A 22,263-nucleotide genomic window follows, 5' to 3' on the forward strand; every position below is an offset into this window, starting at 1 on the left:
TCTTCATGAGCTCTCCTTACAGTTATCAAAGTTTTCAAATCGTCAGAGACAATTAACGTCCAAAATCGATTGTCAACCTCGGTAATAATTTTAGAAACACCTTCTTTATCGGATGGGGCGTGTACTAAGACTTTTCTCCGTAGAACCTTTCCAAGCATTTCCACGGTGAATCCTCTTTCACGCATTCTCTCAAAAGCGTGCCTTGTGATATTCATCTATTGACCTCTCTATTATAGAAAATGTATATACACTTGTCAATACACATTACAATACACATTGAAATACATGTTTTTTACACCTCGTCCTTATCGGCAGGGCTATATTTTGAGCAGAACAAATCAACCCCAATCAACTGCTGGTTTTCCACATTGCAGTCCTTCATCTGCTTGAAAAGGCGAATCAAAGCCTTGCTTTGAGCAGTCGCCCGTTCGCCCTTGAGCACCGTCATGAGCATGTAGATACCCTGTTCGGTAAAGGCGTAGGGGGCATATTTTATGTTAGTCCCCCGTCGATTGTTGTTCAAGGACGAAATTTTCGACCTTGAACATGTTTCCGCCTCCTTTAAAGTTAATTGGAAACGAAAATCTTCATCAAATTTTTCGATATTATTTTTCACCTGTTCGTTAAATCTCTTTGTCGTATACCCGTAAATCTCGGCCAGGTCGGCATCGAGCATCACCTTGACCCCGCGAATGGTGTATATTCGCGATTTGAGCAGGGTTTCGTCAATAAGCGGGAACTCCGATTTGACTGGCGCAACCGCCATATCTTTCTTTTTAGCCATATAGCCTCCATTTGCCGCATGTTGCGGCTGGTTGATGTTAGAGGCGTCCCCTTATTCCTGCACCAAGGTCAAAAATTTTGACCTCGATAAAATCGGAATAAAAAAAACGCGATTCTCCATTTGACAGAGAACCACGTGCAGCTTTAATGTACCTAATATCTAAAAAGTTGGCAAGGGGCCTAAAGAAATTTTACAAGTGCGTCAACCACACCCAATTCAGTGACTTTGTTTTGCTGCAGGCTTTCATCGTCCCATTTCTGGGAATTACCGTTATCCCAAATTTCATGGGGCCACACTTGGAACATTTCGCACTTTTCGTCTTTAACAATTTGACGAATTTTTTCGTAATCTTTATCCAAGGCGCCTTTCAGCGAAATGTTCACGGCACTTTGCTCCAGCGCGAGTATCAGGCAATGCGGCGTTCCTGCGGGTTGGAACACGCGGCCCACTAGCGCATGGAAATGGCGGTCAACAAAATCCTGGAGCCGTTCTGCATAATCGGGTTTTTGCCAGTCCGGCAAATATACGGCCCAGAAGTAGTAATTGTCGCCCAGCAGCTCCAAAAAATCTTCGCGGAATCTCTTTCGGGTCTTCTTCTTGAATTCGTCACGTAGGGACGAATGCTTAGAGGTGTAGGTCTTTAGCACGTACAAGAAGTTTATGTTGTACACCTTCAGCAGGAGCGTGTCGCGGTCAAAGAGGCGATTGCGGAAATGGCGGTTGCGCTTGCCCCACATATCATCTTCGCTGGGCTCAACGATATCCTTTGTTTCGCCTTTCTTCGAAAAATACGGATCGTCGTACTGGCCGTCGTTTTCGTACTTTGGGACAAATCCGCGGATAAAGAAGTTCGGCGTGACGCTGTAGCCTTCCGTCACCGAGTCCCTGTAGCGAACTCCTTGATGGACACCCGAACTATAGCATTCGTCATTGCCATCGACAAAATCGGGAGAGAAAAAGTCCTGGACAATGTTCTTGGCGTAGGTGTACTGCTTTGCAACCGACTGGCCGAGCACCTCGTTTTCTTCTTTATAATACTTGCTATCGCCAATGTGCCAAATGCTTTCGCTCCCGTCGGCGAATATCAGCGACTTTTCCTTGTACAGGTGGTCGATTATCTTGCCGTCTTCGTTTTTCTTCAACTTCGCGACTTCTTTATCCTGATCGCTGATGAGGCTGTCGATCATCGCCTCGAAAACGTTGTTGAACGAATTTGCAATCAGGTATTCCTTCGCCTTTACGTTCTTGTTGGTGTACCTGGCGCCCCAACGGAAAAACGCCTCCATTATGTTGTAGAGTTTCAGCAGGCGGTCTTCGAAATATTTGTACTTGATACGGCGAAGCTCGCGCTGCCCGCGTTCGCATTCCAGAAGGCGTGCGAACTCCTGCCTTTTGAGCGGAACGTAGAACTCGCTCTGCGGCATTTCGAACCCGAACTCGTCCTGGATAAACTTCATCGCGGAGAAATACAGAACAAGCAGACGGTCATCCAGATCGAAAAACTTCTTCTTGTTCACCAGTTCCATGTAGATTGGCGAATCGCCTTGAATAAAGGGCGTCTTTTTCGCAATGGTCCGCAGCCAGTTAATCCGGTTGTTTCCGCTATGCTTGTTCTTGGCAACAAAGACGAACAGGTTCTGGTTTTTCTTGGGCGTTCCCCGGCTCCTGCCGGGTCGGGCTATATTCTAGAGGCAATCGCCAGCGCATACGCTTGCCGCTCGCCTCCTAGAACCAAGCCTCGCTATGCGAGTCTTGTCCCCAAGGGGTCACTATCCCTAACGCGAAAAGTTGTTCTCATCCGCCGTGTCTTCAGACATTAGTGACTTCCAATAAGCAGGATCATTTAAGTTTGGCTCGCCATAATCCCACCAAATTGAGAATCGTTTCATTTTAGGATTGCAGCAATCCATCGCCTTTTCCAAAGACGATTTATTTTCTTCGGGAAATCTCGCTCCGGTAATAACGCCGCATAAGGAATTTGCCACGGAGAACGAAACAAGTTCACCGGTACTCTTTAACGCTTTGTTTATAAGTAGTAGCCGATATTCTTGTTCATCTCTAAAATCTTCGCATTTTTGATACAGAAATTTTATTCGATCTGGGGTTAAAAACGATTCGCAAGATTGATCAAAAGCATTTCTTATCGGGTTAAGATTATTTGTATAATTGACTACATCACAAAAGGTTTCGCAAGAACTTTTTTCAAAAGAACCCTTAAATTCTTTTTCTAAACACAACTTGTCAAATATTAAACAGACTCCTTTATGATTATCCGCATATTGAGCCCACATCCTTGAACGAGCCCACCCTTTTGACAAATTATTATAATAATTTGTCTGACCACGCTCCGATTTATCTGGAAAAGGAGTATCCATTGAAAAACAGGCCAATCGTACAGAATTTTCCTTTTCTGTCACGGCGTTTAAGAACATGAAGAGCCGTGCTGCACATTCCTCGTTTGTGGGATTGTCGTTAGAAACAACGCCATCATTATGGTGGTCTTGAAATTCCAACGGATCATTCATATTGACAAGCGAACTTAATCGCATTTGCTGACTAAGTAATATTCCTAATGCCGACGAATACGAAGTATAATGAAATAAATACTTACCACCTTCTATTGGCATCGCTTGTTCTAAATCTACGCAAGATGGATATAGCATATTTTTAGCCGTTACTATTCCATATATTGCAACGTGTCTGGATATTTCAACACATTTCTAAAAACATCTTCCAGACGAATCTTTCGCATTGCTTCAACTAGTTTGTTTTTGGAAACAGTACCTTTGAGATAACACTCCCACACAAAAGATGGTTTCAGGAATACCAAATATATTGGGACTAATTGTTCAACGCCCCATTTTAACAATTTGCTCGCGAGAGTACTGATACGCATTCATAAATGACGGCAAATATTCATTAACAAACTTTATATCATAACCCGATTGTTCAAAACCGAGATCGAGAAAACCAGAGCCAGAGAAGAAGAAAAAAATATTTGGTTTCATATATAGCACCATACATTAAATGATTTGTTTTATTTTCCACCAAGGAAAATAATTTTTTGGTGATATCTTAAATTATTTATAAATTCTGCGGTTGTTTTTAATTCGTATCTACGATTTCTATCAATATTTAATAAATCAATATTTTGATTATCAAGTTCTGTAGAACAAATAATTCTGCCATCGTCATCAAAAGTTATCAAGCCTACATCAAACAATCTGTCATAAAGAGGACTCAGTAACAATCCGTTTTCAGAGCTCAATCGCTGTTCGTTCGTACTAACTGACCATGGACGAACATGGCTTGCAAGAAGCAGGCGTTTGTCATTTATTCCAGTTACAACACAACGCCCCTCATATTTTTCAAATAATTTCCTTCGAAATAAGCCTTGCCCTATTCTCGAACGGATAATCGCCTCTCGTTCGGTTTGATTTCTTGTCTCGCCAATAAACTGTTCGTAAGACGAATCACACAGCAAAGCTCCGTTATCCGCTAAAAAGTTCCTATACTGTTTCAAAGAATTACTATACATGTTGTTTCCCCGATCATTCTTCTCGTTGAACAAACTGCTCAAAGAAGCTTTCTGTATAGCAACCTCTAATTCACTCAAAGACATTTCTGTCAAAGGTTTGTCAATCAATCTCCATTCAATAAAATCTTTAGAACATGCGCTTAATCCACTCTTGTAGTGACGTGCTGTAGATTTAGTTTTTATTGCAGAACGCAACATCCAATCATAAAAGGTATTTAAATCTTGCATAATTTTCTATTTCTGAAATGGATAAATAAAAATTTTTAATCTAGGTACAGAACCAGCTTTTAAGCTGTTTTGACAACCTCTAAGAGTTCTTCAAATAATTCATGATGGTACGCAATGCTTTTACGGATGGTTACAAAGTCCTTTTCTGTAAAGATAATATCACCTTTTTTCTTCGTGGCAAGGACTTCTTTACCTTTTATCATGACACTTTTAGAGTGTGCAAGATTGTTACGAATTTGTATGATATTCTCGTCATAGTCTTTGAAAATAAATTTCCTTGATATAGAAACCTTTCTCAGAATTTCATTGATCGTATGAGCTTTTTTCGATGAGTCAAAATCAAAGTTTGAAAGGATTTCCTCAATATTTTTTGCATTCATCCAAACATGTGTGCAATTTTTAGGGCATTCGCCTTTTTCTACAATAAATCCTTTTTCGTTGTCGTTTGCTTTAATGATGTCAACAAGGCCTTTTTTAACCTTTTTTAAAGTTGATTTTTGTATTTCCTTTATTATTTTATTTTTGAAATCCGTCCATTCCGTCGATGCGGACCCCTTCTTAGAATAAAATTCTCGAATAATATCTTCCATCAAATTGTCAAGCTCGCTCACTTCAGCCATGACAAGACCGCGAAGGTTGTTTAAATCGTTCATCTTGCCAACTGTGAGCAAAATTAGATCTTTCATTTTTTTTAAAAGTTTGTCTTCCCATCTTGTTGTATTTTCAAAAAAGAACGAAACGCGGTCTAATTTTTTGTCCGGCAACTCGCTTTGTCCGGAATAAAACAGGACTTCCGTATTTACGCTATTGTCACGAATAAACGATATGAAGTCATCGCCACGATCTTCATCGATATTGTAATCAGAAAAAATAACATCATATTTATCCGAATTCACAAATTCTTCTGCCGATTCTAAATCTTCACAGAAATCGATCTGAGGTTCATAAAATAGTGACTTGATGAATTTGTGCAAAGATTTTTCTTCTTTTGCAAAATCGTCCTTGTGGTCATCAACCCACAAGATTTTGTACTTTAAACTCACTTCATCCCTCTTTTTGAAAAGTGTAATGCAAATTCAGCGCCATTCCCTTTTTTGGATTGCGCTTTGACTGTCCCTGAGAAATCTGATTCCATTATTGTTTTTACATGATAGAGGCCTAAGCCACCTCCATCTGTTGTCGAAAATCGGTAATTAAAAATTTTGGACATATTTTCTTCAGGAATTCCAGCTCCATCATCACGATAAATCAAATCAATAAAATCGGAAGAAATTTTCCAATCAATGTAGATGTTTTTCGCATCGAATTTACTTGAGTTTGAGAGTAAATTGTCAATGATGATTATTATCTTGATTGCTTCAAATTTTGTCTCCCAGATAGCGTCAGTTTGCGCTACATGGAACGAAAATTCTTTATAACTTGTCTGGCAGAAGTTTTCAATATAATCATTGACAAACGCGATGAAATCTTTATTTATTTTATTCGCTCTTACATTGTAATTAACTTTGCTTACCAAACCCGAAATAGTTTCTACTTGCTGATTTAATAGGTATATATCATTTAGTTTGGCAACAATTGTGTCAATATCTTTATTTTTAGCAGCTTCCATTGCGTCATCAAGCGTAGAACGAATGCTGTGAGAAGTGTGTGTTATCGTATGCTGCAATGAAATAAGCTGTTTAACATCAGAATTGACATCCGACGTCAAGAACATATTCTCTCGTTCAATCTGGGCGCTTTTTGCTTCGGCCCGCGCCTGTTGAGCTTTTGCATATTTAGCCTCATATTGTGCCTGATCCTTGGCGGCTTCTTCTTCACGCATTTTTGCTTCTGCTTCGTCAGCGCGTTTTTCTGCAGTCTCTTTTTCTTTTTGAAGTTTTTTTACTTTTTGTTTGATTGACTCGTAGGAATTGAGCCAATTACTGTCAACAACGTTTTTAGCCAAATCATCAAGTTCATCTATTATCTGAGGATTAGCTTCATCAAATAATGAAGGATCGTCGAATATATTTATTAAATCTTTATTGTAATATTCAACTTCAATATTCTTGTCGAAAATCAAAGCTTTTATTAATTGAACAAAATCGATCTTACTCCCAAGATTTTCTTTTATTACAACTTCAGGGGATGATAAATTTTTATCATTTTTTAAAAGCTCACGGCTTTTATACGCCAATTCAACATTCTTGAAATATTCTTTTTTTAAAAAGCCCTCACCCCACAAAACACCTACGACATAGCGTTCTAAGCGTCTATGAGCAGTATCAAAAAAATTTTTTAGTTGTAATGTCGCCTCAGATTCAATTAGACCACCATCTCTGCTAGAGACCTCTTTGAATTCATTAATATCATTTGATTGAACATCGACCCTTCCAAACAAATCTCTTGTTCCTAAAAAACGATTATAGCCTTGAGCAGCACGATGGTCCAATCCCCAGCTATCATCGCCATTGTTCCCGTATGGTAAGATTCTAAAACCATTACGGAATAGAAAAATGGAACCATATCCAACGAGATCTACATTCATTACTTTTTTAAAATTTATCTTCGCTGATTTGTTTAAAAAATAAAGACATATTTGGGCAGACGAAAGACTCTTGTATTTATTTTTTTCTCTTATTTTATAAACAATAACATCGCGATCCGTTAAAGTGGTTTCAATCGTTGTCCCATCTAATCGTACTTCAATTTTAGTTGTCTTTAAATTAATTACATCTAGAATGCTATTCTTTATAGTCCCATTAACAATCTTACTGTCATGAGTTTCTGTTAAATCTCTCGTTTTTTCGTTTTCGCAAATAATCTCTATTTCAAATCCTTGCGTTTCAGAAAAGGGATTAATTAATTTCTCAAGAGATCTTTTCAAATTCAGGATCTTGTCTCTATCCCATGCATCTCGCAAATCGGTAATTTCCAAAATTGTACCACTATTCTTTTTTTGCGGAAAAACAATTTTTTCAACGATTTGCTCATGATCAAATTTAACATCGTCTATTTTCTTTCTTTGATCTTTTTCAAATTTTTCCCAATCAATTCTTATTACATCATATAAATTATTTTTTTTTGTCTTTGTTTTTAACTCTAATTTTTTTCCTAAACGGTCGCAAGAAAAGCGACCAATGCCTTTTGCTCCAGCGTAAAAGCGACGAATGTTATCACGATATGATTTTTGTTTATCGTCATCTTCAGTGCCATCACGCTTTGCTGAAAAACCAATTTTCAACCATTTTTCGTCAATGTCTTTAATAGACATGCCCTTGCCATTATCGGCAATAACAATTCTGTTATAATCAAATGTTATAACAACCTTTGATGCATATGCATCATATGAATTTTTTACTAATTCAAAAATGGCGATTTCATCACTTGTAATCAGGTCTCTTCCGATAAGATCTTTAATCCCTGATGCGGCGCTAAAACTTTTTTTATCCATTCATCACCTCCATCAAGGCTCTTCCCACCTGTTCAGCAAATAATGGCGGGACTGCATTCCCGACTTGTGTGTAACGTGGAACTTCTTTCTTCCTTAATTTACCGCCCGAAGTGTATTTTCCTTTAAATTCGAACCAATCGGGGAAACTTTGAATTCGAGCCTGTTCTCGCACGGTAAGAATTCGTGGTTCTTCGTAATGAACGAGTTCATCTGGAATCGATGTGATCGTTGGAGCCTGAGAATTTGCATCAAGGACCGTAACACCACGTCTTTTCAAATTTTCAACATATCCGTCATCGGGCGTTATTCGCTTACCTCTCGGAGCATTGTCCAACAAATCTCTATGCAACTGAATTACGGTTGCAGAATGGTTGACAAAACGATGGCTATCGACGGCCCCCTGATGATTCTGGAGACCTTGACGCATCAGCCTTTGATAGCCCGATTCTGCACGGCCATAGAATCCTGCCTGAAACCGCTTGGTATCGGGGGACTGGCATGTGCCGTTCGCTTCTTCCAAATCGCCAATGGCATCTTGAATAGTTGTAGATTGCTTGATTCCTTTTTCTCGGCAGAAATTACTTTTGTTGCTCTCCAAATGTGCAAATACTTCGGAGGGATTCGCATTAAGCATTGCGACAAGGATAAATCTGCGTCGCTTTTGAGGAACGCCATATTCAGAAACATCAACTACTTTTGAATCTGTACGATATCCTAGATCTTCAAGTTTGTTTATGACATAGGACGAATATTGAGAAATTCGCCCCTTTTGGCTTTGAAAATGAACGGTAAAGCCATGTACATTTTCGAATATGAGCGCCCTGGGCTTGACTAACTTGACAAACCTTATATACTGTTTAACAAGCTTGTTACGCGAATCGCTCAGATCCCTTTTTCCAGCAAGTGAGAATCCCTGACAAGGCGGGCCCCCTGCTACCAAATCCACCTGGCCTTCCAGCTCACGAAGTTTATCTTCGTTTTCATCCAAAAATTTCTTGATATCATGTTCTTTCACATCCAACCAATCGGGCCACTGGAAATGATGACCATGATCAATCAAATTATACTTCAATGTAGAGAATGCGTCTTTATTTTTTTCAATAGCGAATATGCCTTGCCAACCGGCATTTTGCAAACCAACGGACAAGCCGCCGCACCCTGCGAATATGTCGATATAGCGCATTTACGCCTCCATGCCTTTCACGAGGTTGCCAGGCCTTTTGGCCCTGTTGTCAAGAAATGTTGAATGCATACAATATCTCAAGTTTAATATACATATTTTCACCATTTAGGTAAATAGGAACATCTTTTTTTTGCTTACGTGGAGCGGGGCGTTGCGGGGCCGGCGTCATTCTTCCATCAGTACTACGACATCGTTCTCGTCGTAGTCTTTTTCGAAGGCTTGCCGGTAGCTCGATTCCAGCGCCGCTTGCGGGGTGCAGTTTTCCCTGAACAGGACCATGCCGCTGTCCAGGCATTCCATGTCAAGCTCGCCGTCGGTGTCAATGCAATCCGGCCGGAACGTGGACCATAGGCAATAGTCGGTGAACCCTTCCCGGATGTCTTCTTCGAGCAGGTTGTCGCCCGTGCCCGCCTGGACTTTCAGGAACGCCTTTGCGCTCTTGACCCATGCGAGTATCGCGCCGCCGAACGTGTCGTTTTCCATAAGGCCTCCGCCCCGAAAGATAGATAATGCTAGTGACAGAAAATGACTCGCTAATTATGGCGAATTCGCCACAATTAATTTTCGAGAAATCTCTTGACAGGGGCCGCGCGAGGATTTATATTTGGTGAACAAATGTTCTAGTGCTCAAAATTTCAAACAAGGCGGTTTCACTCGCGCTAGCGAATAATCAGGAGGATAGAATGGCACAAATTAATGTTCAAAACACCAAAATAACTGTTTTGGATATAGACAACAAGGATTACATTTGTCTTACGGATATGGCTGGTGCCAAGGAAAATGATGTTCGTGCGGCCGATGTTATAAAGAATTGGCTTCGCAATCGTTATACATTGGAATTTTTAGGTACTTGGGAAACTATTCACAATCCTGGTTTTAAAGTGGTCGAATTTGACCACTTTAGGAAGGAGGCCGGATTGCCCTCATTCGTGCTGAGTTGTAGTGAATGGATTGAGAAAACGAATGCCATTGGCATAGTCGTAAAGAAAGGGCGTTATGGCGGCACTTACGCCCATAAGGACATCGCTTTTGAATTTGGCTCGGCAATAAGTGTATCGTTTAAGTTGTATCTTATTGAGGAATTCCAGCGGCTTAAAGAAGAAGAGCAAAAACAAATTGGATGGAGCGCTAAACGGGAACTGGCGAAAATCAATTATCACATACATACCGACGCTATCAAGCAGAATCTAATTCCTCCAAAGCTCACTGCACTGCAGAAATCTTTCGTGTATGCTGATGAAGCAGATATGCTCAATGTTGCAATGTTCGGAAAGACTGCCAAGGAATGGCGTGATGAAAACCCCTTGCTGAAAGGTAATATTCGCGATTACGCTTCAATTAACCAGCTGATTTGCCTTTCGAATATGGAATCGCTGAATTCCGTATTGATTAAGTAAGGGCTGCCGCAACCCGAACGCCTGCAGAAGCTGAACCAGATTGCGATTTCGCAGATGACCGTGCTGGAGTCGATTGGGGAAAACAAGTTGTTGAAATAAACTAATAAGGTTTTAGAGGCTCTTGACCCATGCGAGTATCGCGCCGCCGAACGTGTCGTTTTCCATAGTGCCACCGCCCCGAAAGATAGATAATATCAGTGACAGAAAATGACTTTTTTTGGGGCGACTTAGTCCTTGATGCAGCGCACGGACAATCCCGCGGCCGAAAGTGTCTCGTCGACGGTGACCACGTTGTCGCTGTTCAGTTCCACATATTGATAATAGGCGATCTCGTGGTCGTTCAGGCTCTTCGTGGTGGTCCAGAAACGGGTCTTGATTCCCACGTTCGAGAATATGGTCGGGTAGACGCCCAGGTCGTTCGCGTATCCGCCGGGGAGCGCGGCAAAGCCGGAACTCTCGACATCCTTGAGCAGGGACTCGTCGGTCCATCCGGTGCTCGCCTTGAGGCGTTTCGTGCCCACGGTCTCGTTCAGCGTTTCGAAATCTTCCTTGCTAGGCAGGTGCCAGCCCTCGGGGCAGGCGACATTAGCGACTTCCCAACGGTACAGGCGTCCGTAGGTGTTGCAGTTGATGGGGTCGTTGCCGTAGCAGGCGCCCGTGGTGTCGTAGTTCAGGTTTTCGGCCATCCAGGTCTGCTTGCCTATGGTCACCGTCCTGTAAATCCGCTGGTCGCGGGCGTCCACGATGTAGTCCTTCTTGTTGCCGAACCCGCCGTCGAGTATCACGCCCATGGAATCTCCGCCGCACACGATCTTGTATCCGCTGCTGTCGGCAAGAATCAGCGCCGTACAGGATTCTCCGTCGTTGCCGTCGTTTCCATCCTTGCCGTCTTTTCCGTCGTTTCCGTCCTTGCCGTTTGCGCCATCCTTTCCGTCCTTGCCGTTTCCGTTTTCGGCGCTCAGGACTTTCCATTTTTTGTCGGCGCAGTAGTAGGCTTTCGCGGAATCGAGTGAGTAGACCATGGCGCCTACGTTGCTCGGGCCGCACTTGGGCATGGATTCGCCCTTTTCGACGACCTGCATGCCTACGGTCTCGTTCACTTCGGTTACTTCGGTCACGTCATCGCCGCAGGCGGTAATGATTGCCATGGCCGCAATTGCGGCCATGGGGTAAAAAAGTTTGCTTAACATATTGTTTCTCATCCTTTGCGGAAATATATAAAATATATATTCTTCTATATTTTTTCTCAAAAGGGAATGTTATGAAACAAATTGTGCTTTTTGTGTGCGCCATGTTCTTGGCCGCTTTCGCGACCGAGGATATCAGGATTGTCAAGGTCAACGATGCGAACTTCGAAAAGGAAGTCCTCAAGTCCGACAGGCCGGTGATTCTCGATGTCACGTCCACCAGCTGCCCACCGTGCCTCATCATGATTCCCACCCTCATCGATATCGCGAAAAAGTACCCCGACATCAAGGTGGCCACCGTGGGGATCGACGAACCGGGCATCGACAACATCAAGGCAACGCTCCCCATACAGGCCTTTCCGACATTCTTCCTGGTAAAGGACGGCAAGATTGTAGACCGCCTCGTGGGTGTTGTCAAGGAAGAACAGATGCTGCAGGCGCTCCAGTACACGCCAAAGCCTGCGAAAAAATCCGCCAGGAAGTCCAACAAGAAGAGCCCGAAGAATCTCGTGTGCAAGGTGAACGGCCAGTTCAACGGCATCAAGAATCTGGTGACTATCTCCTTCGTGTTCGGCGAAAACGAAATCGAGAACGTGGATATCGTGACCGACGGGTTCATTCCGCCCGAAATGGAAGGCAGTCGTGAACAGATCCTCGCGAGGATGCAGGCGAGCGGCAAGGGCGAGGTGACTCCGACTCTCACGGGTTTTCGCATGCATATCGACAACGACTGCCGATTCATGAAGGCCATGGACATGAAGCGTACCTCGACCTACGGCGAGATGCGTGCGGGGCTCGAACTGCAGGGCTTTACCTGCAAGTAGCCGGCGGCTAGACCTCGATGGTCATGCCGGTAGACATCTGGTGGGCGCGTTCGCCCAGAATTTCGTGTAATATTTCGAAGGCGCGTTTGCCGGTGCAGTGGCCGGTGTATATCTGCTGCACGTCCAGTTCGCGCAGACGTTCGGCAAAGGCGCGTACCCGTTCGTCGGGGTAGCGGAAAAGGTGGAAGCCTCCGAGCAGCGCGAATATCCTCTTTCCCGGGAAGGTCGCCTCGACTTCCTTGACGATATTGTCGGCGCCGGCATGGCTGCAGCTGTTCATGACGAACAGCCCCTGCGGCATGTCGAAAACAAGGCTCTGCTCGTGATCGAAACTGTCGGGGCGGTACCGGCCATTTTCCCTGACGCTCAGGTGTGCGGTTTCTCCGATTCTTTCGAGTCCTGCCGTCTTGTGCGGTACCAGGTAGACGTTCGGGGCGATTTCCTGGTCGCCTTCCACAAAGCGGATGCGCTCCTCGAAACGCTTCAGCCAGCCCCTGCGAATTCCTATGTATTCGTGGTAGGTGAACGGGCCGATTAGTTTGTGTGTATGGTAGCAGTTTTCGGCTGCGCCCTTGCGCAGGTAGAAGGGCGCGCTCCTGTTCATGGCGAAAAATTTCGCCATGCCGTTGCTGTGGTCGTAGTGCGCGTGGCTCAGTATACCCGAGTCTATTTTCGAGAGGTCGATTCCCATGACCCTTGCGTTTTTCGCGAACAGGTGCGACGCTCCGGTGTCCAGCAGGTAGCGCCTGCCCTCGAATTCCACGTACACGGAAAGTCCCCATTCGCCGAATAGCTTGCGGGAATCGCAGAGGCCCTCGATGTTGTCGATTAGGATCTTGATGAGCATATTGTCCCTAAAGTAGCCAAATTGGCGGCCTGTCCGGGGGGGCGCAGGGGCCAACTTTACTATATTTGGTGTCCGTATGGCTTTATGCATAGAATCTGATCAATTGGAAACGGTCCAGCGTATCCTTTCCCTCCATTTCGAGGGCATGGAAGTCTGGGCCCACGGTGCCCGTGCCACAGGAGTGGATCTGACTCCCGACACGGATCTGGAACTGGTAGTTCTTTCTGAAAAGCCGCTTTCCTTCGAGGCGATGACCGCTGTCGAAAAGGCTTTCGTGGATAGCGGACTTCCGTTCAGGGTCGACGTCATGGACTGGGCCAAGCTTCCGGAATCGATCCAGAAACAAATCAAGAAAGAACACGAAGTAGTCCAGAATGCGGCGGAATCCTAGTATGAAACGCTTTTTCCCCCTCGCTTTGGTGGCGGTCCTCGCGACAGCTCTCTTTGCACAAGACGAAGTCTCCCAAGCCAAGTCGCTAATCCAGAACGGCAAGTGCGCCGAGGCGATTGCCCCGCTCCAGAAGGTTTTCAAGTCCAGCTTCCGCAAGTCCTCGGGCGAAAAGGCCGCGGTCATGCTCACGGAGTGCTACCTGCGCGAACACCGCCGCGAAGATGTCTTCGCCACGGCATCCAGGTTCCTGGAATACTACGTGAACACGGACTACCGCGAACGCGTCGAACTTGCCAAGGCGATCGCCATGGTCGAGACCGGCAGCGTGTACGAAGGTGTCGAGGACATGCTCCGTATTCTCGCCTATACCAAGAATCCGGCCGCCCGCAGCCGCACCAAGGATGTCGCCATCCAGACGCTCGCGGCCTCGCTGCTTACGGCCGACCAGCTGCAGGCGCTCCTCGAAAAGTACCCCGTCGACCGCGACGTGATCGGCTGGATGCAGCTGCAGATGGGCCGCGAATGCCAGAATTCCAAGCGCTACCGCGCCGCCCGCTACTGGTACAAGAAGGTTCTTTCCAATAGCGAAATCGCCGAGAATCTCGCGAGCACGGCACAGAAGGGTCTTGAATCCCTTGAAGATCAGGGCGCCGGTATGCCGACGGTCCTGGTTCTCGCCCCGCTGTCCGGCGACTATGCCGAATTCGGCGTCGCCGCAATCCAGGGCGTGATTCTTGCCCACGAAAAGGCGGGCCTCAAGAACAAGGTGAATATCCGCGTGGCCGACACCCGTGCCGATGCGGCCCTGGCCCTGCTCCGCACCCAGCAGGCCGTGAACCAGGATAGCATCGTCGCCATCGTGGGCCCCATCATGAGTGCCCCGGCGGCAACCGTCGCAGCCTGGCTCGGCAGCAACTTCCAGAATATCCCGATGCTTACCCCGACGGCCACCGACGACGGTATCGCCAAGATGGGTCCGAACATTTTCCAGGTGAACATCACCATGGATAACCTGGCGAAAAGCATCGCCGACTTCGCGACCAAGTGCCTCGACATCCGTGAGTTCGCTATCCTTTCCCCGCTGGGCGGTTATGGCGCCTCCATGTCGCAGAGCTTTACCCAGGCGGTCGAACGCCGCGGTGGCAACATCATCGCCTTCCGCAACTACGAAGAGGGTCGCCCCGACTACAAGACCGAGTTTGACCTGCTGCGCGACGTGCGCTTCAAGCAGCTCAACCGCCGCAGGAACATAGCCCGTGGCGCAAGCGACCTCGACGCGGTCAACGCCAAGGAACGCCGCTCCTACATGCAGGATTCCACCTTCAACATTCCGGGCGTGTTCATTCCGGCCACGAACCCGGGCGATGCGGGCCTCATGGCGGGTCAGGTCGCCTTCAACAAGATTTCCGGCGTGCTGCTCGGTGCTTCCGGCTGGTACGGCCGCGAGCTCCTTATCCAGGGCAAGCGTCAGGTGGACAGCTCCTACTTCAGCGTGCCCGCCATGGACATGGGCAACGACAACGAGAATTTCAAGAAGTTCGCCGACGCTTTCAAGGAACGCTGGGGAGCAGAACCCGGCGAAGACAAGGTCAGCGGCCTAAGCTACGATGCGGCGAACATCGTGTTCAGTTCCATGGCCAAGCAGCCGAAGAGCCTCACGAACTCCATTAACAATACCGCAAACTTCCCGAGCGTCTATGGCGAAATCCGCTTCAAGCGCGGCGTGAACGCGAACACCAAGATCGTGACCGTGAACAAGGGCAAGTTCGAGATTCTTGACGGCTGCCCGGCTCCCGCCGCGGCCCCCGACAAGAAGTAGCCGCAAGGCATTTATAAAGAGAGCCCCGCAGAAATCTGCGGGACTCTCTTTGTATCTAGGAGGAGAGAAAGAATTCTGTCGGAAGGTTAGTCCTCTTCCATGACGGGGTTCCATAGCGTGGCTGCCACGTAGTCGGGGGAATCCCCGTTGCGGTAGTAGGCGTGCAGGCTGTCGTCGTCCATGAGGTCGTCCAGGTTTCCGCCGCCTGTCGCGGCGAGTTCCTCCTTGACCCGGTCCTTGAAGGCCTTGAACCCGGAGTGGATCAAGTAGAATGACAAAGCAGATGTTTTATGGAAAAATCTCATAAGACCTCCGTCTGGGAAATCCCTGGTTGTATTTTGAATTAAAGTTTTACATGTTTATTTGTTGTTGATATGTTGAGATATTGTTGATTTCTTATTGATGTTATAGATTTTTTTTTACATGGGCGCAAGTGATGTCTCGAAAAGTCGGAAAAATAACATTTTTTCGTAATTTTCGCCAAAAATGTCATTTTCGGCTCTCGAATCGGGAATTGCTGCTGTAAGTTGTTGAATGTCAAAAAGTTGCGTTTTCAATTTTCGATGCGGAGGACATGTTTTTTGCAATGAGCGAATTATTCCAGCTTGGAGTAAGAAAAAGCTTGTTCCGGAGCCCCGCATTTGCAGCAGGTGCGTCCCGGATCGGTGTGGATAGATTGTGCAGATTGCGAAACTATCCATAATCTATCAACAGCGGCACCCGAAATTTCTACCTTTATGTTGATGCGTCTGCGCCTATTGTCAATTGTACTTGCCTGTGCCGTCTGGGGCTTTGCTTCCGATTCCCTGACGCTTTCCCTGCCTGCATCCCAGATGGATCTTTGGTCCAAGACGACTTCGGCGACCATGGCTCTGCATTACGACGAGGCGCTCGGCCATGCGAAAAGGCTCCGCGACATAAACGAGGGGGCAGGCTGCGTGCTCGAGAACATGGTGCGCATCAGCATTTACGATGACAAGGGCGACACGACCGCCCTGGTCAAGGCGGGCAAGTTCCTCGAGAGCTGCAAGACGTCCGGCTTGTGGGATGCGCTCCGCAAGTTCGAGATCGGCTATGTCCAGGGCGAGACGGGACACTCGGTCAAGGGGGCCATGACTACGCGTTCTGCGGCCAAGGTTTTCGAGGATTCCAAGGAACTCGAGGCGCAGGCCTTCTTTGCCATTTACGCCTACTATATCGACAAGAGCTTCAGCTGGGTTCCGTTCAAGTCCGACAACCGCGAACAGTACCTTGCTACCCTGGATAGCGCCTCGGTCAAGTCCAGCCGTTTCTGGCAGCTGTTCCTGACTTCGCTCATTTGGATGTATTACGACAAGGAAGATTTCGCGACGGGGCTCAAGCTTGCCGAACGCGGACTTTTGCGCGCCCCGGGGCATCCGGTCATGCTGCAGATCAAGGCCGACATGCTCTACCGTCTCAAGCGCTACGGAGAGTCCGCCGCAATCTACGAAAAGAGCGCCGCGGACTATCTTAAGCGTACCGGAGCCTCTATCCGCTACTGGTGTTCCGTGCTGAACCTGATCCGCATCTACAGCGACAAGGGCGACACGGACAAGGCTGCGGCGTGGCGCGGCAAGCTCGACGATCCCAAGTTCAAGGCGCTCGAAAGCTGGATGCCCGGTTCTCTGATGGACGACTTGAAGAAGCGTAAGCTCCTCTAGCCAGTTTTTAATCCGATAGTTTGTTAACAATTTTTAACCATGAGTGCGGGCTCGGTGCCGCCGGTTTATGCGTGTATTACAAGGACAGTTCGCTAAATCGGAGGATATATGGCTCAACCGGCACTACGGGTCGGCTTTTTCTTGGACGGCTTTACTCTCAAGAAAGTCAACGAGTACTATCGTGAGCATCATCGTTTTCATTCGAATCTCGATTTCAGGGGGCTCAAGCTCTGGGTGCAGGTTAACGCGCTCCGTTACTTTTCGCCGGGCGAGGTCCGCGATGTCGAAATGGAGTCGCATTACTATCATCCTTACCGGAATCCGCACGTGTACGGCCGCGATGTCGAGGGCGTCCTGCGTCTCGAGCACGAATTGCGGTCGGTCGGTTACCAGGTCCACTATAGCGAAGTCGGGGGTGCGGCGGGGCCGAACCTCAAGCTCATGGAAGATGCCATGCTGTTTGCCACTTACTGCCGCATGGAGGCTGCGGTGCTCTTCACTACGCAGGGGCAGTTCGCGCTGCTCCCCGACAGGCTTCGCCTGATGGGCATTCCGACGCTGGTGCTGGGCTGGGACTTTATTTACCCGAAGGCCAAGCGGACCATCCGCTGGAAAACGGATTCGTATCTCCGCGAAACCTGTGCGCATTACGTTGCCATGGAGAAGGTGGCCGAAGTCGTGCCCGGTGCGGCGGATCCTTCGTGTCCGCTATTCTTCCAAAGCTGTCATCCCTTCGGACACAATCCGGCCAAAAAGAATCTGGGTTCTGTCTGCTGAAAATGAAACGCGCCTCGTCGGTACGAGGCGCATCTACGAGAAACTTGCTTTAGGGTAAGGATTCTAGTTCGGGGTATTACAGCTTGTCGGCTTGCTTCTTTTCCCAGTCGCTCAGGAAGAACCAGGTGAGACGCAGACCGAGGTACCAGGTGTCGCCGACGTTGTCGGTAGTGTTCCTGTTCGGACCGTAATCGATGGAGAAACCTTCGTACTGCAGGTCGTTGTAGCGGGCGAAGCGGTAGCCGCCGTAAGCGCCGAGGGCGAGTCTGCCCAGTTCGATGCGGAGTTCCATTTCGGCCGTGACGGTGGTGGCGAGCGTGCTGTAGAAGCGGTCACGCAGGGTTTCCACATGTTCTTCGTTGTCGCGTTCGACAATATCGAAGCCAGACGCGAAGTGGAAGTTGATGAGGTTGCAGCCGAAACCGACGGCCGGGATCAGGTTGATGAAGGTGTCTTCGCCGAGGAGCTTCCAGCCGAACATCCAGTCCACGCCGTAGGTGAACCATTCCACGTCGAAGAGGGGGAACGAGGTTCTAGAAAGCGGACGGTCCGAACTGGAGAGCTTCACCGAGTAGGTGTCCTTCTTGCGTTCGGAAATCTGGGGCGGCATGAAGTTGAAGTCGAACCAGGTCAGGAACTGCTTGTACTGGGCACCGATATTGAAGTGTATGCCCAGGTAGTAGTCGTTGAACTTGTTGTAGCTGAATTCGCCCCAGCGTCTTTGGCCGACGGTGTCGTATTCGACCGGGTCGGTGTTGGGCTTGGTAATTTCCATCTGGATGATGTGTCCCCAGTTGGCTCTTGCGATCTGGTTTACGTACTTGGCGTATTCGCTACGCATGCCGCGGTAGTCGGCACCGATAGAAATGAACCCGCGGATGTGGTCCTTTTCGTAAAATCCTTCGTCGACCTCGGCGAATGCTCCGGTAGAGAGGGTGAGCAGGCTGAGGACTGCAATGCTCAAAAAAGAGGCTATCTTTGTTTTCATAAAAGATTCCATTGATATTATTCGGTATTATAAAATACATTATGTTTTACGAATTTGGCATAAAAAATTTTCATAAGATGTTAAAAATCAACGATTTACGACATTTTTTAGGCACTAGGATGTGGAGTTTTTGTGGAAAAGTGGTCGTCTCGGTCGCTCTGTCGGCCTTTTTGGGGAGTTGTGGCACCGAAAATGTCGAAAAGAGGTCCCTGTCCGAGCTTCCGTCCCTGGAGTACAGCCGCAATTTGCGCCTGGGTGACCTCCATGGCGAGTCCGTGGCCGAAATCCGCTCGATTGTCGGTCGTGACACCCTGGTGCGCCGTTTCGTTCTGCGAAATCCCGGCGATGAACGCGAAATTCCGCGCGAACTTTCCGGCTCGACCATTTTGCAGGTACCCCTGCAGCGGGTGGCGGCTCTTTCGTCGTCGCACATCGGCTATATGCTGCGCCTCGGGCTTTCCGACCGTATCGTGGGTGTTTGCGAGGGCAAGTACGTTGTCGATAGCGCTCTGTACCATAGGGTAAAATCGGGTGAAGTGGCCGAAGTCGGTAACGGCCCTTCGCTTCAGCTAGAAAGGCTTGTCTTGCTTGCGCCGGACCTGGTCCTGAACTTTGCCACAGGCGGCGAACACGACGATTACGGGCGTATCGCGGCACTCGGGCTTCCGCTCATGCTCACTTCGGAATGGCAAGAAGAAAATCCTCTGGCTAAACTGGAATGGATCAAGCTGTTCGGAAAGCTCTTCGGGGTCGAGTCCCGCGCCGACTCTGTTTACGAACAAGGTAAAAACGAATATCTCGAAGTCGCAAGGCTTTCGGAATCCGTGCCGGAATCCGAAAGGCCACGCGTCATTGTAGGCGCAAGCTATGGCGGCATCTGGTACGCTCCTGGCGGTAGCAGCTATACGGCGCAGCTTGTCAAGGCGGCGGGCGGTCGCTACCTGTGGGCATCCGACACGAGTCGCGAGCTCCGGTTCAGCCTCGAAGAGATTGTGCAGTGGTCGGACAGTGCGGACGTCTGGGTGAATCCGGGAATGTTCTCGAATTCCGAGGACATTGTCGCGGCGGAACCCCGCATGGCCTATCTCAAGGCTTTCAGGGACAGGCGGGTCTGTCAGAATGACGGTCGCAAGGGGCCCGGCGGCGGCAACGATTTTTACGAGAGTGCGGTGACTTTTCCCGCCGAAGTCGCGAAGGACCTGCGCGAATGTTTAAATAATGCAACAAATACCCCCGTTTCCAGGGGCCGCGCTTTTGACTGGTACCATAATATTTTTATCTTTTGACACATGAAACCACATACAGGTATAGGTGATTGGATTGCGGCGAATTATGAGCTTGGGACGCCGTTTTTGCAGCAGGTTCCCAGGGATTGTGCCGACTATTTGCTCCTGAATGCCCAGATTCGCGAGTACGAACCGGGCGAGGTGATCATCAACGGCGGTACCGCCGGCGATTCCTTCTGCGTTCTGCAGAGCGGCCGCGGCTTCATTTGCGGTCAGATTCTCCCCGATGGGCATTACAATACGCTCGCGACCCTCGAAATGGGGACCTGCTTCGGCGAAATGTCCATTCTCTGTAACGAACCCACCAGCAATACCGTGATTGCGGGCGAGGACGGCGCGACCGTGCTCCATATTCCCCGCGAGGAATTCGTGAAGTTCCTCGACAAGAACCCGAACATCATGGTGTACCTGTACAAGGTGGTTGCCGACCGCTTGCGTGCAAAGAACAAGGCCTTCGATGAATTCGAAAGGCTTTCCCTTCTTGCCTCGGCCAAGGTGCTTCCGTTTATCGATTTTGCGCAGACCATGGAAAAGAGCCGCATTACGGGTACCGTGATGTTCGAATGCAATGGCGAAAAGGGTTTTATCGCATTCCAGGAAGGTCGTATCTGCTGTGCCAAGTGCGGCAAACTGGCAGGTCCGGACGCCCTCGAAAAAATGCTTTCCTGGGGTGACGAGACTCTTTTCAAGCTCGACACCCATCTCATGCCGGATATCGTGAACATCAACCAGATGTCCGATACCACGAGCCTCATTCTGGATGCGCTCAGAAATATTGATGAAAAACAAAATGCCCGCTAATTAGGGCGAACACATGCCCGAAATAGGGCGAAGGAAAAAAGATGAATTACGCAGACGCAGGAGTTTCCCTGGCCCGAGCTGACGAAGCGATGGTCGGTGTCAAGAAATCCGTACGTACTACATTCAACGAAGGTGTCCTCGGCGACGTAGGCAACTTCGGTGGCCTGTTCACGCTGAACCACCTGGGCATGAAGGACCCGGTGCTGGTGAGCTCCGTGGATGGCGTGGGAACCAAGCTCAAGGTCGATATCGAAATGGGCACCCACGAATTGCCGGGCCAGGACATCGTGAACCACTGCTGTGACGATATCCTGGTGCAGGGTGCGCGTCCGCTGTTCTTCCTGGACTACGTGGCTACCGGCCGTCTGGAACCGGGTGTCATGGACAAGCTCGTTGCCGGTATGGCTAAGGCTTGCCGTGAAAACGGTCTCGTGCTCATTGGCGGCGAAACTGCCGAAATGCCGGGCTTCTACGGTCCGGGTGACTACGATATTTCCGGAACAATCGTCGGTGTCGTCGAACGCGAAAACATCATCGACGGCAAGAAGATCAAGCCGGGTACCATCATTCTCGGTCTGCCTTCTACCGGTCTTCATACCAACGGTTACTCGCTCGCCCGTAAGGTGCTGTTCGACGTTGCCGGCTACAAGGTCGACACTCTCGTCGACGGTATGGACAAGACGATCGGCGAGGCTCTCGCCGTTCCGCACCGCAGCTACTATCCGAGCCTCATCGATCTTTGCAACAAGAAGATTATCCAGGGCCTTGCCCACATTACCGGTTCGGGCTATCAGGGCAATATTCCGCGTATCTTGCCGGACGATGTCGACGTGATTATCGACCGCACCACATGGGACCCGCCGATGATCTTCAAGCTCATCCAGCAGGCCGGTTCTGTTGAAAAGGACGAAATGTACTCTACCTTCAACATGGGTATGGGCATGCTCATCTTCATCGACCCCTCTGACAAGGCCGAAGTCGTCGCGCACCTCGAAGCCAAGGGCGAAAAGTGGGTGCAGATCGGCGAAGTCGTGAAGGGCACCAAGCAGGTGAAGTTCAGGGACTAGTGATAAGTGTGAAATGTGGAATGTGAGATGA

At 48.2% G+C, this 22,263-nt stretch carries 21 protein-coding genes and 2 pseudogenes; 9 read left to right on the top strand and 14 right to left on the bottom strand.

The window, feature by feature from the left end; translation table 11 throughout:
* The 10 genes and pseudogenes from Q0628_RS03665 to Q0628_RS03710 all read right to left on the bottom strand — a co-directional run.
* Positions 1-215 (bottom strand): DUF4258 domain-containing protein (locus tag Q0628_RS03665; protein ID WP_298768253.1); only part of this gene is annotated, 215 nt, incomplete at its 3' end.
* A gap of 131 nt (positions 216-346) precedes the next feature.
* Positions 347-766, bottom strand: a pseudogene (locus Q0628_RS03670) (ORF6N domain-containing protein); the annotation flags it as partial.
* Positions 767-963: 197 nt separating this feature from the next.
* Positions 964-2,466: an LlaJI family restriction endonuclease gene (locus Q0628_RS03675; RefSeq protein ID WP_366979035.1), complete on the bottom strand. Its 1,503-nt coding sequence runs from the start codon at positions 2,464-2,466 to the stop codon at positions 964-966.
* A 93-nt stretch (positions 2,467-2,559) separates the two neighbouring features.
* Positions 2,560-3,411 (bottom strand): DUF2971 domain-containing protein, encoded by an 852-nt coding sequence (locus tag Q0628_RS03680; protein ID WP_298768258.1) that lies wholly within the window; start codon positions 3,409-3,411, stop codon positions 2,560-2,562.
* Positions 3,412-3,633: 222 nt separating this feature from the next.
* Positions 3,634-3,792 carry a hypothetical protein gene (locus Q0628_RS03685; RefSeq protein WP_298768260.1) on the bottom strand — a complete coding sequence of 53 codons (159 nt, stop codon included), beginning with the start codon at positions 3,790-3,792 and terminating at the stop codon, positions 3,634-3,636.
* A 29-nt stretch (positions 3,793-3,821) separates the two neighbouring features.
* On the bottom strand, positions 3,822-4,550 hold the full coding sequence (locus tag Q0628_RS03690) for an HNH endonuclease signature motif containing protein (RefSeq protein WP_298768262.1): 729 nt from the start codon (positions 4,548-4,550) through the stop codon (positions 3,822-3,824).
* A gap of 59 nt (positions 4,551-4,609) precedes the next feature.
* Positions 4,610-5,593 (bottom strand): response regulator, encoded by a 984-nt coding sequence (locus tag Q0628_RS03695; protein WP_298768264.1) that lies wholly within the window; start codon positions 5,591-5,593, stop codon positions 4,610-4,612.
* A complete protein-coding gene (locus Q0628_RS03700; protein WP_298768266.1) occupies positions 5,590-7,983 on the bottom strand; it encodes an ATP-binding protein in 2,394 nt (797 codons plus the stop codon). The genes Q0628_RS03695 and Q0628_RS03700 overlap by 4 nt, the downstream gene beginning before the upstream one ends.
* The gene (locus Q0628_RS03705) at positions 7,976-9,166 is read right to left on the bottom strand and encodes a DNA cytosine methyltransferase (RefSeq protein WP_298768268.1); all 1,191 of its coding nucleotides are present in this window, start codon (positions 9,164-9,166) and stop codon (positions 7,976-7,978) included. Before Q0628_RS03705 ends, Q0628_RS03700 begins: the two co-directional genes overlap by 8 nt.
* A 165-nt stretch (positions 9,167-9,331) precedes the next feature.
* Complete coding sequence (locus Q0628_RS03710; RefSeq protein WP_298768270.1) at positions 9,332-9,649, bottom strand: hypothetical protein; 318 nt, start codon at positions 9,647-9,649, stop codon at positions 9,332-9,334.
* A gap of 200 nt (positions 9,650-9,849) precedes the next feature.
* Between Q0628_RS03710 and Q0628_RS03715 the strand changes: the two are divergent.
* Positions 9,850-10,662, top strand: a pseudogene (locus tag Q0628_RS03715) (KilA-N domain-containing protein).
* Between the two features lie 128 nt (positions 10,663-10,790).
* On the opposite strand, the gene Q0628_RS03720 reads toward Q0628_RS03715, so the two are convergent.
* Positions 10,791-11,729: an FISUMP domain-containing protein gene (locus Q0628_RS03720; RefSeq protein WP_298768274.1), complete on the bottom strand. Its 939-nt coding sequence runs from the start codon at positions 11,727-11,729 to the stop codon at positions 10,791-10,793.
* A gap of 95 nt (positions 11,730-11,824) precedes the next feature.
* On the opposite strand from Q0628_RS03720, the gene Q0628_RS03725 reads away from it, so the two are divergent.
* On the top strand, positions 11,825-12,574 hold the full coding sequence (locus tag Q0628_RS03725) for a thioredoxin family protein (RefSeq protein WP_298768276.1): 750 nt from the start codon (positions 11,825-11,827) through the stop codon (positions 12,572-12,574).
* A 7-nt stretch (positions 12,575-12,581) separates the two neighbouring features.
* On the opposite strand, the gene Q0628_RS03730 is transcribed toward Q0628_RS03725, so the two are convergent.
* Positions 12,582-13,421 (bottom strand): MBL fold metallo-hydrolase, encoded by an 840-nt coding sequence (locus Q0628_RS03730; protein WP_298768278.1) that lies wholly within the window; start codon positions 13,419-13,421, stop codon positions 12,582-12,584.
* A gap of 76 nt (positions 13,422-13,497) precedes the next feature.
* Between Q0628_RS03730 and Q0628_RS03735 the strand changes: the two genes are divergently transcribed.
* Entirely contained in the window at positions 13,498-13,812 is a 315-nt protein-coding gene (locus tag Q0628_RS03735) for a nucleotidyltransferase domain-containing protein (RefSeq protein ID WP_298768280.1), read from the top strand.
* 1 nt (position 13,813) lies between these two features.
* A complete protein-coding gene (locus tag Q0628_RS03740; RefSeq protein ID WP_298768282.1) occupies positions 13,814-15,631 on the top strand; it encodes a penicillin-binding protein activator in 1,818 nt (605 codons plus the stop codon).
* An 86-nt stretch (positions 15,632-15,717) separates the two neighbouring features.
* Here Q0628_RS03740 and Q0628_RS03745 read toward each other — a convergent pair whose 3' ends face one another.
* Positions 15,718-15,936, bottom strand: coding sequence for a hypothetical protein (locus tag Q0628_RS03745; protein WP_298768284.1), 219 nt, complete (start codon positions 15,934-15,936; stop codon positions 15,718-15,720).
* Between the two features lie 432 nt (positions 15,937-16,368).
* Between Q0628_RS03745 and Q0628_RS03750 the strand changes: the two genes are divergently transcribed.
* Positions 16,369-17,313, top strand: coding sequence for a hypothetical protein (locus Q0628_RS03750; RefSeq protein ID WP_298768286.1), 945 nt, complete (start codon positions 16,369-16,371; stop codon positions 17,311-17,313).
* Between the two features lie 108 nt (positions 17,314-17,421).
* A complete protein-coding gene (locus Q0628_RS03755) occupies positions 17,422-18,090 on the top strand; it encodes an NYN domain-containing protein (protein WP_298768288.1) in 669 nt (222 codons plus the stop codon).
* A gap of 76 nt (positions 18,091-18,166) precedes the next feature.
* Here the strand turns inward: Q0628_RS03755 and Q0628_RS03760 are convergent, their stop codons facing one another.
* Positions 18,167-19,078 (bottom strand): hypothetical protein, encoded by a 912-nt coding sequence (locus tag Q0628_RS03760; protein ID WP_298768290.1) that lies wholly within the window; start codon positions 19,076-19,078, stop codon positions 18,167-18,169.
* 119 nt (positions 19,079-19,197) lie between these two features.
* Here Q0628_RS03760 and Q0628_RS03765 point away from each other — a divergent pair, with 119 nt between their 5' ends.
* From Q0628_RS03765 to purM, 3 genes are read left to right on the top strand one after another with little or no spacing between them, the layout of a single operon-like run.
* Complete coding sequence (locus Q0628_RS03765) at positions 19,198-20,364, top strand: ABC transporter substrate-binding protein (RefSeq protein ID WP_298768292.1); 1,167 nt, start codon at positions 19,198-19,200, stop codon at positions 20,362-20,364.
* A 3-nt stretch (positions 20,365-20,367) separates the two neighbouring features.
* Positions 20,368-21,165 carry a cyclic nucleotide-binding domain-containing protein gene (locus Q0628_RS03770; protein ID WP_298768294.1) on the top strand — a complete coding sequence of 266 codons (798 nt, stop codon included), beginning with the start codon at positions 20,368-20,370 and terminating at the stop codon, positions 21,163-21,165.
* Between the two features lie 41 nt (positions 21,166-21,206).
* Positions 21,207-22,232, top strand: a complete 1,026-nt coding sequence (purM, locus tag Q0628_RS03775; RefSeq protein ID WP_298768296.1) for a phosphoribosylformylglycinamidine cyclo-ligase — start codon at positions 21,207-21,209, stop codon at positions 22,230-22,232.
* Positions 22,233-22,263: the final 31 nt, after the last annotated feature.

Origin of the sequence: uncultured Fibrobacter sp., from assembly GCF_937877005.1 — a bacterium.
Classification (GTDB): domain Bacteria; phylum Fibrobacterota; class Fibrobacteria; order Fibrobacterales; family Fibrobacteraceae; genus Fibrobacter.

Bases quoted from the DNA above. Each gene is read 5' to 3' on its own strand.
- Q0628_RS03755 (WP_298768288.1), top strand. From the start codon at position 17,422: ATGGCTCAACCGGCACTACGGGTCGGCTTTTTCTTGGACGGCTTTACT.
- purM (WP_298768296.1), top strand. From the start codon at position 21,207: ATGAATTACGCAGACGCAGGAGTTTCCCTGGCCCGAGCTGACGAAGCG.
- Q0628_RS03760 (WP_298768290.1), bottom strand. From the start codon at position 19,078: ATGAAAACAAAGATAGCCTCTTTTTTGAGCATTGCAGTCCTCAGCCTG.
- Q0628_RS03700 (WP_298768266.1), bottom strand. From the start codon at position 7,983: ATGGATAAAAAAAGTTTTAGCGCCGCATCAGGGATTAAAGATCTTATC.
- Q0628_RS03735 (WP_298768280.1), top strand. From the start codon at position 13,498: ATGGCTTTATGCATAGAATCTGATCAATTGGAAACGGTCCAGCGTATC.
- Q0628_RS03680 (WP_298768258.1), bottom strand. From the start codon at position 3,411: ATGCCAATAGAAGGTGGTAAGTATTTATTTCATTATACTTCGTATTCG.
- Q0628_RS03770 (WP_298768294.1), top strand. From the start codon at position 20,368: ATGAAACCACATACAGGTATAGGTGATTGGATTGCGGCGAATTATGAG.
- Q0628_RS03690 (WP_298768262.1), bottom strand. From the start codon at position 4,550: ATGCAAGATTTAAATACCTTTTATGATTGGATGTTGCGTTCTGCAATA.
- Q0628_RS03685 (WP_298768260.1), bottom strand. From the start codon at position 3,792: ATGAAACCAAATATTTTTTTCTTCTTCTCTGGCTCTGGTTTTCTCGAT.
- Q0628_RS03710 (WP_298768270.1), bottom strand. From the start codon at position 9,649: ATGGAAAACGACACGTTCGGCGGCGCGATACTCGCATGGGTCAAGAGC.
- Q0628_RS03725 (WP_298768276.1), top strand. From the start codon at position 11,825: ATGAAACAAATTGTGCTTTTTGTGTGCGCCATGTTCTTGGCCGCTTTC.
- Q0628_RS03730 (WP_298768278.1), bottom strand. From the start codon at position 13,421: ATGCTCATCAAGATCCTAATCGACAACATCGAGGGCCTCTGCGATTCC.
- Q0628_RS03765 (WP_298768292.1), top strand. From the start codon at position 19,198: ATGTGGAGTTTTTGTGGAAAAGTGGTCGTCTCGGTCGCTCTGTCGGCC.
- Q0628_RS03745 (WP_298768284.1), bottom strand. From the start codon at position 15,936: ATGAGATTTTTCCATAAAACATCTGCTTTGTCATTCTACTTGATCCAC.
- Q0628_RS03740 (WP_298768282.1), top strand. From the start codon at position 13,814: ATGAAACGCTTTTTCCCCCTCGCTTTGGTGGCGGTCCTCGCGACAGCT.
- Q0628_RS03750 (WP_298768286.1), top strand. From the start codon at position 16,369: ATGTTGATGCGTCTGCGCCTATTGTCAATTGTACTTGCCTGTGCCGTC.
- Q0628_RS03720 (WP_298768274.1), bottom strand. From the start codon at position 11,729: ATGGCCGCAATTGCGGCCATGGCAATCATTACCGCCTGCGGCGATGAC.
- Q0628_RS03705 (WP_298768268.1), bottom strand. From the start codon at position 9,166: ATGCGCTATATCGACATATTCGCAGGGTGCGGCGGCTTGTCCGTTGGT.